The organism is Acinetobacter sp. Swhac1, from assembly GCF_013390985.1.
Lineage (GTDB): Bacteria > Pseudomonadota > Gammaproteobacteria > Pseudomonadales > Moraxellaceae > Acinetobacter > Acinetobacter towneri.
Genome location: NZ_JACASN010000010.1, coordinates 95,493 through 107,143 on the forward strand (window position 1 = coordinate 95,493; position 11,651 = coordinate 107,143).

At 42.6% G+C, this 11,651-nt stretch carries 9 protein-coding genes; 4 read left to right on the top strand and 5 right to left on the bottom strand.

All coding sequences use genetic code 11. The features are described from left to right. Positions 1-74: 74 nt before the first annotated feature. From HX743_RS07240 to HX743_RS07255, 4 genes are read left to right on the top strand one after another with little or no spacing between them, the layout of a single operon-like run. On the top strand, positions 75-1,556 hold the full coding sequence (locus tag HX743_RS07240; protein WP_178318859.1) for a TolC family protein: 1,482 nt from the start codon (positions 75-77) through the stop codon (positions 1,554-1,556). Between the two features lie 11 nt (positions 1,557-1,567). Next, the gene (locus HX743_RS07245) at positions 1,568-2,698 is read left to right on the top strand and encodes an HlyD family secretion protein (RefSeq protein ID WP_005252470.1); all 1,131 of its coding nucleotides are present in this window, start codon (positions 1,568-1,570) and stop codon (positions 2,696-2,698) included. After that, the gene (locus tag HX743_RS07250; protein WP_131261184.1) at positions 2,698-3,828 is read left to right on the top strand and encodes an ABC transporter permease; all 1,131 of its coding nucleotides are present in this window, start codon (positions 2,698-2,700) and stop codon (positions 3,826-3,828) included. Before HX743_RS07245 ends, HX743_RS07250 begins: the two co-directional genes overlap by 1 nt. Then, positions 3,825-4,925 carry an ABC transporter permease gene (locus tag HX743_RS07255; RefSeq protein WP_178318860.1) on the top strand — a complete coding sequence of 367 codons (1,101 nt, stop codon included), beginning with the start codon at positions 3,825-3,827 and terminating at the stop codon, positions 4,923-4,925. The genes HX743_RS07250 and HX743_RS07255 overlap by 4 nt, the downstream gene beginning before the upstream one ends. Positions 4,926-4,952: 27 nt before the next feature. On the opposite strand, the gene HX743_RS07260 is transcribed toward HX743_RS07255, so the two are convergent. The 5 genes from HX743_RS07260 to HX743_RS07280 all read right to left on the bottom strand — a co-directional run bounded on the left by HX743_RS07260 (position 4,953) and on the right by HX743_RS07280 (position 11,443). Then, positions 4,953-5,378: a DUF3887 domain-containing protein gene (locus HX743_RS07260; protein WP_096901142.1), complete on the bottom strand. Its 426-nt coding sequence runs from the start codon at positions 5,376-5,378 to the stop codon at positions 4,953-4,955. 68 nt (positions 5,379-5,446) lie between these two features. After that, positions 5,447-8,422, bottom strand: a complete 2,976-nt coding sequence (gyrA, locus tag HX743_RS07265; protein ID WP_178318861.1) for a DNA gyrase subunit A — start codon at positions 8,420-8,422, stop codon at positions 5,447-5,449. Positions 8,423-8,825: 403 nt separating this feature from the next. Beyond that, a complete protein-coding gene (locus HX743_RS07270; protein ID WP_104853206.1) occupies positions 8,826-9,758 on the bottom strand; it encodes an electron transfer flavoprotein subunit alpha/FixB family protein in 933 nt (310 codons plus the stop codon). An 18-nt stretch (positions 9,759-9,776) separates the two neighbouring features. Beyond that, positions 9,777-10,526, bottom strand: coding sequence for an electron transfer flavoprotein subunit beta/FixA family protein (locus HX743_RS07275; RefSeq protein WP_096901145.1), 750 nt, complete (start codon positions 10,524-10,526; stop codon positions 9,777-9,779). 545 nt (positions 10,527-11,071) lie between these two features. Beyond that, on the bottom strand, positions 11,072-11,443 hold the full coding sequence (locus HX743_RS07280; protein ID WP_096901040.1) for a hypothetical protein: 372 nt from the start codon (positions 11,441-11,443) through the stop codon (positions 11,072-11,074). Positions 11,444-11,651 lie beyond the last annotated feature (208 nt).

An 11,651-nucleotide genomic window follows, 5' to 3' on the forward strand; every position in this document is an offset into this window, starting at 1 on the left:
CTAGTTCTATCTGCGAACCTTTGATTTATACTAGCGGGATAACATTACCGGCTTTATATCAGTTTAGCGACTTTATGAACTTAAAGAAAAATAAAAGACAGCTTGTCTGGGGTTTAAATCTGCTTGCATCTATGATGTATGGCAGCTTTGCTCATGCACAGAGCATCAGCTTTCAGGATGCTGAACGTCAGTTGTTGCAAAATTCTTATAGCAGCCAAGCCTATCAAAGTCTGGAACAGGCTTCAAAACTTGAAGCTGAAGCAGTAAAAGGCGTAGGTCTGCCACGTGTCGACCTGAATGTTCGTGCCTATGCCTTTCACAGTGAAGTCGATATTCCATTAAAGCAATTTAAAAATAATCTGGAGAATTCACTCTCTCAAGGCGTGAATGGCCGGCTTAATGAGTGGGAGGCCAGTAATGGCGTGGATCTACCTGCAGGTATTACTGATCCACTGCGTGATGGACTTAACAATACTATTCATAGCGGAGTTGGTCTGATTCCGGATACGTCTAATGTCATCCTTGAAGATCAGGTGATTCGCCCCACTGTTTCCGTGATTATGCCAATATATACTGGAGGCCTCACCCGTAGTGCCAAAGAAATTGCCAATATTCAGGTCGGTCGTAGTCAGCTCAGCAACAAACAGCAGCAAGATACGCAGCGTTTTGAACTGATTCAAAGTTATTTTAATGTGCAGCTCCAAAAGCAATTGCATGCAGCTGCGCTGTTTAATCTGAATGCCATGCAGCAGCATTATCGCAATGCCTTAAAAATGGAACAGCAAGGTTTTATCAGTAAAGGCCAGCGTATGCAATTTGAAGTGGCACGTAATAATGCCGAGCGCAGCCAGCAAAATACGCAGGCCAATTTGAATGCAGCGCTGTTCCAGCTGAATAATCTGCTTCAGGAAAGTAGCATCACTGAGCTTTCGATGCCTTTATTTGTCAATAAAACCGAGCCACAGGCCTTAAATCATCTGCTAAAAACTTTTAGTCAGAACTCTGCGCTGATTCAAAAAATGCAGCTGGATACCCAATTGGCCCAAGCCAATGTGAAAGCCCAGCAAGCAGCGAAAAAACCAAATGTATTTGCTTTTGGCGAATATAGTCTGGATCAAAATGAAAACTGGATTGTCGGGGTTGCCGCACGCTATAACCTGTTTTCCGGGATCGATAAAAACAAGAATATTCAGGCTGCCGAACTCAAACGCTCTGCAACAGAACTGCTTACTGCACGCACCCAGCAGGAAATTGAAAATCTGATTTATAAATCTTATAGCGAAGCACTTAGTGCACAGCAAAGTGATGTACTTCTGGCACAAAACTTGAAAGCCGCACAGGAAAATTTACGCATCCAAGAATTGTCTTTTAAAGAAGATACGGGCACCGCCACACAGGTCATCGATGCACAAAATATGCTGAGCGGACTACGAGCTGAAACTGCCTTGAATGCTTACAAATATGTGATGTCACTGGCCACACTATTACAAAGCCATGGCTCGATTGCAGAATTTCCAACCTACATTCAACATGCCAACACCCACTATATTCGCTAATGGAGCCGAACATGAACGAAGATCAAAAACCTAATGATCCTGTGAATGAAGTGGCTTCATCCAGCGATACAGAAAAATCGCCTGCGCAACAGGTAGAAACAAAAACTGAAATAGAAAACAACGCGACGACTTCGACCGAGCAACAACAAGCTCCTGAAATCGCTAAAAAGAAAAAATATTTATTGCTCGCCCTGATTCCAGTTCTGCTGGCAGTCATCGCTTTTGGATTGTGGAAAAGCTACCAACCGGCTCCGCTTGAATTGCAGGGTCGTGTAGAAGCTGAAACAGTTCAGGTGGCGACCAAAGTGCCAAGCCGTATTGAAGAAATCTATGTAGAAGAAGGTCAGCGGGTCAAAAAAGGCGATGTACTGGTGCGCTTAAACAGCCCGGAAATTCAGGCCAAAAAACAGCAAGCCGCAGCGGCTTTACAATCTGCGCTGGCCTTACAATCGACTGCTGAACGTGGCTCGCAGGAAGAAAATATCGCCAGTCTGTATGCCAACTGGCAATCGCTGAAAGCACAGCAAAATTTAGCCAAAGTTTCTTATGAGCGTGGTGCAAATTTATTGAAGGAAGGTGTGATTTCACGCCAGCGCCGTGATGAATTGTATGCAGCCAGTCAATCAGCGGCGCAAATGACAGAAGCAGCGTATCAGCAATACGCACGTGCCAAACGTGGCAGCACCTCGCAGCAAAAGAGTTCTGCCGATGCACAAGTAGATATTGCCCAGGCTGCGCTGGATGAAGCCAATGCTTTAGAAGCAGAAACCCAATTAGTAGCACCTGTAAACGGAACGGTGTCTAAAACCTATGGCAAAGTCTCGGAGCTGGTAGCCACCGCAGTCCCTGTGGTCAGCCTGATTGAAGATCAAATGTGGGTGAGCCTGAATATTCGTGAAGACCAATATGCCCCATTTCAGAAAATGAGCAGTATTGAAGGTTATATTCCCGCCCTAGATAAAACCGCCACTTTTCAAATTAGACAGATCAGTGCTGAAGGTGAATTTGCCACCATTAAGACCACACGTCAAACCGGCGGTTATGATGTGCGCAGTTTTAAGCTGCATCTTGTACCCACACCAGCGATTTCTGAACTGAAAGTCGGGATGAGCGTGTTATTTAAACTGAAAGAGACCCGATAATGTGGACGGGTATATGGCGCGAACTGCGCTATCTGCTCAGCGAAAAATGGGATCTGTGTCTGGTCACGCTGGCACCTGCACTGGTGATTATTTTATTCAGCAGCATGTTTGCTCAAGGGAAATCGGATCATTTACCGATTGCGATTATTGATCAAGACCAGAGTGCGCTGAGTCAAAGCATTTATCAACATGTGGCGCTGAATCATACTCTTAAAATTGCTACGGTGTCGGAACAAACAGCTGAAATTGAGCGCCTGTTAAATCAAAATAAAATTTGGGGTTATATCCATATTCCAAGCGGTGCCGAGCAACGTCTGGTTCGTGCCCAGGATGCTGACATCAGTATTGCTTTTAACCAGAGTTATTTCAGTATTGGAAATACCATTTCCTCAGCCATGCTGGTCAGTACCCTACAAGCACTCGCTGAATTTAGCGGACAGCAATATCTGGGCAACCGACTCCCCTCTCTCGAAGCACCGTCACCGCATATTAAAATATCTCCGCTGTATAATCCGCAGCTGAATTATGAATTCTATCTGGAACCCTATGTCATTCCGGCAATTCTGCATTTACTGCTGTGTTGTTGTGTGGCATTTTCCGTCGGTCAGGAACTGAAGCGGCAGACCTTAACAAGCTGGATTAGCAACTCATCCATCTGGATGGCATTGCTGTCTAAGAACCTGATCTATGTGGCTATTTTTAGTCTATGGACCTGGATCTGGATGTTCTGGCTGATTGAAATTCGCGGCTGGTTTGTTGCCGGCTCGCTCGCTCTGATTCTATCGGCACAATTTCTGCTATATAGCGCTTATGCATTTTTAAGCAGTGCAGTGGTTCTGGCAACCAAAGATTTAAGTAAATCTTTTGGCATCATTGCGGTCTATGGTGGTTCATCTTTAAGTTTTGCCGGTGTGACTTTACCTTTAAATAATGCGCCCCTATTCACCCAGCTCTGGTCCAATATTATTCCGTTTACGCCCTATGCCAAATTACAAACTGAACAATGGGTGATTGGTAGTCCATTGCATATTTCACTGCAAGCTGGATTCATGCTGCTGATCTATGCCCTAGTTTACGCTCTGCTGGCTTATCTGTTTCTTAAAAAAATAGTTAAAGGAGCAGTCCAATGAAATCCCTCTGGTTTTACTATCTGCAAAGCTTTAAGGATATTGTCAGTCACGGCACGATCTTTACCACGCTTATTCTATCCGTCTTGTTTTACAGCTTTTTTTATCCAACCGCTTATCAGGCACAGCAGGCTGAAGCCTTACCGATTATTATTGTCGATGAAGAACAAAGTAACTTAAGCACCCGTATTATTGGTCAAGTGGCACAAAGCCCCAATGTGGAGATTGAGGCGATTACCGGCAATTTTTCCGAGGCCAAACAATGGGTGGAATCACAAAAAGCCGATGGTATTTTACTTCTGCCAGACAATTTATCGCAAAGCTTAAGGCATGGTGAAACAGGTGGCATTGGCCTGTATTTAAGTACAGCCAACTTTTTAGTAACCAAACAAATTGGTCTGGGCTTAGCCACATCAGTTGAGCAAACTTTGGCAGATTATACTGAACGCTTTGGCAAGGTCTCGGATTTTTCACCTGCCCTTTCTGTGCATCAAATTCCTTTATTTAATCCGCTGTCCGGCTATGGCAGCTATGTCTTTCCTGCGGTTGCACCTTTAATTATCCACCAAACCATTCTTTTGGGTTTGAGTATGCTGATTTTGGTATATCGGGAAAGAAAAATAGAATTAAACACAAATGCATTGATTGGGATGTGTTTAGCGATCTTCACCATTGGTTGTCTGGGATGTTTCTATTTATTCGGCTTTAGCTTCTGGCTATTTGATTATCCGCGCGGTGGCAACCTGCTCGGGATGCTGCTGGCTGTTGCGGTTTTTATCTACACGATAATTGGCATGACCTGCTTATTTGCTAGTTTTCTGGATCTGCCGGAACGTGCGGGGCATGTCATTGTATTCACTTCTATTCCACTGTTCTTTTTATCTGGTGCGGCCTGGCCGCATGCTGCCATGCCCACCTGGATGCAAGTCGTTGGCGAAATCCTGCCCTCTACCCAAATTGTGCAGATGTTTATTCAACTCAATCAGATGGGTGTGCCTACAACACTGATCTTGCCTAAATTGCTCTATCTTGGAATGATCGGTAGCTTGTGCTTTTTTTTGGCTTATCGACGTTTAATTTCTGGTCATCAAAGCAGATAGAGCATTATAGCAATGCTCCTATTCCACTTATTTACCCGATTCGCCAAAGACTTGAATATTGAAATTACGAATCTTGTTGCTACCATTCGGCTTGTCAAAACTAACATCATACTGAACCAGATTTTCCGGATAGGCAATTTCATAGCTGACCTTATATTGCCCAAGCTGATTGGTTGCTTCTTCAATCTCTTTGGTCATTAAAGTCTTAGACTTGTATTCACCTTGAGGAATTGAACGTGAAAAGCGTTTCATCAGCTTTTCATTGTCCTTAAACTGGGTTTGCAACTGCGGCTCTAACTGATCCAAAAACTCGTCATACTTCCCATCACGCAAATCCTCATAGGCTAGCTGTGCCGCCTTTTCCTGTTCAGGACTCGGATCTGGAATATTGTCCATTGAATTACAGCCACTCAATGCAACCGCTGCTGCCAACAACATTAATTTGGTTTTCATCGCTTACCCTTATGCAGTCAACGTTTATAAAAAAGGACGCCGAAGCGCCCTTTTTATCAGTAAAAAACCTATTCTTCTACTGAATTTTCACCGTCTTTTTCCACTTGCTCAGTTTCAGCAACTGCATCCGTTTCAGCCACTAAAGATTCTGCACCTTCAATCGCTTCAACAAACTCGTCTTCTTCAACAGCTTCAATCGCTTCTACACCCACCAGTGTTTCGTTTTCACCCAAGCGGATTAAACGTACACCTTGTGCATTACGACCTGTTTGCGCCACTTCAGAAGCGCGAGTACGCACTAATGTACCGCCATCAGAAATCAGCATCAGTTCTTTGCTTTCATCAATAGCAACTGCACCGACCAATTCACCATTACGTTCAGAGGTCTTAATGGCAATCACACCTTTACCACCACGTTTTTTGGTTGGGAAGTCGTCTACAGGTGTACGCTTACCATAACCATTCGCCGAAGCACACAAAACTTCGCCTGTTTCTGGTACTACGACTAGCGATACGATACGGCTGATGAGTGCTGAATCTGAACTGTCTTCATCATCGCCATCGACTTCTACATCTTCGACATCTTCAACTTGTGCTGAACCGAAGCTGACACGCATACCACGTACGCCTTTGGCCGCACGACCCATTGAACGTACATCGGTTTCAGCAAAACGAATCGCTTTACCTTCATTGGAGAACAACATAATTTGCTGTTCGCCATCGGTAATTGCAACACCAATTAAAGTGTCTTCTTCATTCAATTCAATGGCACGTAAACCATTCGAACGTACGTTACTGAATTGTTCCAATTCAACACGTTTCACTGTACCTGATGCCGTTGCCATAAAGACATAAAAGTTTTTACGCAAGGCTTCTGCTTGTGATGCAAATTCTGCAATGATCTCATCGTCTAAATCGGTTGCAGAAAGCTCTACACCCAATTGTTTCAATTGCACACGCAATGCATCAGATAAATCATCACCATCTGCTAATTCAGCAAAGGCAGATTCTAATTCTGCATAATGTGCAGCAATGATTGCGTTGGTTTGTAGATGTGCCGCATTGGCTTTTACATAGCTACGGAAGTCTGCCAAACGCTCGGTAAATTTCTTCGGTGCATCAATGACAGGTAAAATCGCGGTGATGGTTTCATTGGCATCTAATGGCAATAAGTTCACCATTGGACGACCTTTCGCACCACGCGATGCCTGTGGCACTTCAAACACTTTCAGACGGTAAACTTTACCCACATCGGTAAAGCACAGCACCGTTGCATGGTTAGATGTCACGATTAAATGCTGCACATAATCATCTTCTTTCATCGACGTTGCAGATTTACCACGACCACCACGACGCTGCGCTGCGTAATCTGACAATGGTTGAGTTTTTGCATAACCTGTTTGTGATACTGTCAGTACCACTTGTTCTTCTGGGATTAAATCTTCACGCGAGAAATCAATGCGAGATTCTACAATTTCAGTACGACGTGCATCGCCATATTGCTGTAAAACTTGCGCCAACTCTTCACGAATCACGCCCATCAACAAATTAAAGTCATTCAAAATTGCAGTTAATTCAGCAATTTGTGCCAAAATTTCAGAATATTCTGCATGTAATTTGTCTTGTTCTAGACCAGTTAAACGATGCAAACGTAATTCTAAAATTGCGGTCACTTGCGCAGGCGATAAACGATAAACCTGACCATCTAAACCAAATGGGCGGTTAGGATCTTCACCTTCAATTTCGTCTGGACGTACAGAAACTGAACCAGCTTTTTCTAATAATGCGACTACACCGCCTGCTGCCCATTCGCCTACCTGTAAACGCTCACGCGCTTCGGCTGGGTTGGCAGAAGATTTAATGGTTTCGATGATGGCATCAATATTGGCCAACGCGACGGTTAAGCCTTCTAAAATGTGCCCACGTTCACGTGCTTTACGCAACTCGAACATGGTACGGCGGGTCACTACTTCTTGGCGGTGACGAATAAATGCCGCAATAATATCTTTCAGGTTCATCAATTTTGGCTGACCATTGTCTAGGCAGACCATGTTGATGCTGAATGAGTTTTCTAACTGCGTATTTAAGAACAGGTTATTCACAATCACTTCAGCGTTTTCACCACGCTTCAGATCAATTGCAATACGCATCCCTTCTTTATCAGACTCATCACGTAATTCTGAAATACCTTCGAGTTTCTTCTCTTTCACCAGTTCAGCAATACGCTCAATGGTTTTGGCTTTGTTGACCTGATAAGGGATTTCAGTAAAGACGATGGTGGTACGACCAGACTTTTGATCTTCTTCAAAATGATACTTACCACGAATATGCAAACGGCCTTTACCTGTACGGTAAGCATCGACAATGCCTGATTTACCGTAGATGATGCCACCTGTAGGGAAGTCTGGACCAGTAATATGTTCCATTAGCCCTTCAATTGAAATATTTGGGTTGTCTGCATAAGCCAAACATGCATGCACCACTTCAGTCATGTTATGCGGTGCCATATTGGTCGCCATACCCACCGCAATACCTGCAGCACCATTGACCAATAGGTTTGGAATACGAGTTGGCATTACTTGAGGAATACGCTCAGAGCCGTCGTAGTTATCTTCCCAATCGACGGTGTCCTTTTCTAAATCGGCCAACAGTTCATGAGTAAGTTTGCGCATACGGACTTCGGTATAACGCATGGCTGCGGCACTATCGCCATCAATCGAACCGAAGTTACCCTGACCATCGACCAATTGATAACGCAAACTGAAATCTTGCGCCATACGAACAATTGTTTCGTAAACTGCAAAATCACCGTGAGGGTGATATTTACCGATGACGTCACCGACTACACGGGCAGACTTTTTGTAAGCTTTGTTGTAGTCATTGCCCAATTCGTGCATTGCGAATAGCACACGACGATGCACAGGTTTAAGACCATCTCGTACATCTGGCAGCGCACGTGACACAATCACGCTCATCGCATAGTCTAAATACGAGTGCTTGAGTTCATCCTCAATGGCAATCGGTCTAATTTCCGATACGCTCATGCATACTCCTTATTCTGCAAACAGATTTTGCTTGCATTTTATATGTCGTAAAACTTGCAAATGATTAGCCTGAAATGCAGGCTAAAAATAAAAACTAGCGAAAAATTATAGCATATACGCCTGTGTTTTTGTGCTTTAGAGATGATCTTAATCTTGTTAATTTACTTAAATTTAACGGTGATTTTTTAGGCAAAAAAATATTCACACCCAAGAAACAAAAGTGCTTCATATTTTTAAGAGTCACGTCAAAATATCTTCAACATATACTTGCTCGATATGTACCCACATATACGCTAAGTTCACATAATGTACTTAAAACCAATCACTGCATCTAAATTAAAAAAGACAATAAAAAACGCCCCTATGCTATTCACATAGAGGCGTTTTTGACTGTGTTCAGTAATTAGATTTTAGATACTAACTCTGGAACAACAGTGTTCAAATCACCCACTAACCAGTAGTCTGCTACTGCATTAATTGGTGCTTCTTCGTCTTTGTTGATCGCAACGATCACTTTAGAGTCTTTCATACCTGCCAAGTGCTGAATCGCACCAGAGATACCTACAGCGATATACAAATCAGGTGCAACGATTTTACCTGTTTGACCTACTTGCATGTCGTTTGGTACGAAGCCTGCATCTACTGCTGCACGTGAAGCACCTTGTGCTGCACCAAGTTTGTCTGCTAATGGATCAAGTACTTTGTGATAGTTCTCACCAGAACCTACACCACGACCACCAGAAACTACAATACGTGCTGCAGTTAATTCTGGACGCTCTGATTTCACAATTTCTTCAGACACGAACTTAGAAATACCAGCATCACCTGTCACACTCGCAGCTTCAACCGCAGCCGAACCACCTTCTGCAGCCACTGGGTCAAATGCTGTACCACGTACAGTACCTACCACAATCGCTTCTGAAGATTCTACAGTTGCAATCGCGTTACCTGCATAAATTGGACGTTTGAATGTCTTTGCAGAATCTACAGCGACGATGTCTGTGATCATGCTAACATCAAGAAGTGCAGCCGCACGCGGCAAAATGTTCTTACCTGTTGTTGTAGAGGCAGCAAGGATATGGCTATAACCTTTGCCTAATTCTGCAACAAGTTTTGCTACGTTTTCAGCCAATTGGTTTGCATAAGCCGCATCGTCAGCAAGTAATACTTTACTTACGCCTGCAACTTTAGCTGCTTGGTCTGCAACTGTTTGTGCACCAGAACCCGCAACCAATACAGTGATATCACCACCGATTTTTTGAGCTGCAGCAACAACGTTTAATGTTGCACCATTTAGTGCTTTATTGTCGTGCTCAGCGATAACTAAAATACTCATGATTTTTATCCTTCTGTATTAGATCACTTTCGCTTCGTTTTTCAATTTTTCTACAAGCTCATCTACAGATTTCACTTGTACGCCCGCTTTACGCTCAGCAGGTGCTTCAACTTTTACAGTTTTCAGCTTAGTACCTGTTGCAACGCCATAATCTGCAGGAGATTTGGTGTCTAGCGGTTTTTTACGTGCTTTCATGATGTTTGGAAGTGCCGCATAACGTGGCTCATTCAAACGTAAGTCAGTGGTGATGATTGCAGGAAGTGCAAGCTCAACAGTTTGTAAACCACCGTCAATTTCACGTGTTACCTGAACTTTGTCGCCATCTACTTTTACTTCTGAAGCAAAAGTACCCTGACCTGCACCAAGTAAAGCGCCTAGCATTTGACCAACTTGGTTAGAGTCGTCATCAATGGCTTGCTTACCCAATAAAATAAGTTGTGGTTGTTCTTGTTCAACAACACCTTTTAAGATTTTAGCCACTTCAAGTGCACCAATCTCATCGGCTGTTTCAACCAAAATACCACGGTCTGCACCAAGCGCCATTGCAGAACGAATTTGTTCCTGCGCTTCTTTAGGACCAATGGATACCACTACGATTTCTGAAACAGTTCCTTTTTCTTTTAAACGAACCGCTTCTTCCACTGCGATTTCACAGAATGGGTTAATTGACATCTTAACGTTAGTTAGGTCAACTCCACTATTATCCGGCTTAACGCGAACTTTAACGTTGGCATCTACCACACGTTTTACAGCAACAAGAGCCTTCATGTAATCCTCGGCTGTTTTAGCAAAAGTAAATATTGAGAAAAGTTAATAATAACTCTTCGCTTTAAATTTTTTAGGTGTCCTATCTTGCTATGTGATCGGCATTTCGGTCAAGTCAGAATTGTCTAAACAAGGCTAAAAATGCCGAAAATTAACTGAACGATGCGTTCATACTTTTTTATTTCTAAAAATTAACAAACCAAGCGACGATTATATAAGCAATTTTAAGCTTTGATTTATATTATGTTTTTTATTTATTTCCCTCATCAACAAGATTGATTGAAATGCAATTCAAATTGAGTTCCGCCTACAATTTAAGCAAAGTTCCTTACATAAAACCCCATAATCTGACTGTCATTAAAGATAGAAAACTTTATTTTTTGCAGTATTTTTTCAGATATAAATGCTCTTTTAAAATGTGACTGCTGGTTCACAAAACTGTATTCAGCAGTTTATTGGGTATGAAATAAACAATCTGTTTTATTTTGATGGATATTTATGCGCTTTCACCACGCCACCTCCCAGATAAAGGACATAAAAAACTCAGCTTAAACTTGCTGAGTTTCTAAAAAGTCACGGTGGATATGACTTAAATCTATCAATTCATAGGCCTGTAAATTAAAAATTTCCCAAACTGCAATAAAATCTTCTTTTACATCTATTTTACTGCTTGCATTTGGGCGTGCTTGCCACTGCTGATCTGAAATCCATAAATAGCTTTGTTGCGTTTGCGGATGAATCGCCTGCATTTTACCTTCAGCATTAATACCCTGCACCAAACAATCGGCAGGTAGTTCTTGCTCGATCATCGGCAAGCTTATTTCGACAAAATGTTTCACTTGACGCAAGCCATAACCTGCAAAAATTTCTTTTTGGCTTGGGCTTAATTGTTCATATTTTTCTTGAAGATTCGAAATCATGGTTTTGCCTATCATTTGATATCCAAAGTGTTATGCAGTGGAACAAAAAATAATGTCATCCATGTCTATTATTCGTGTGACCCACTCTTTCTGCTTCTTTATACTGCATAACGCACTTTTTTATTATTCTACAATAGTTGCAATGACATCTTGGTGAAAGCGCTTTTACTTAAAGTATTAAGTACAGCACAAAGGCTTTACAATTGAC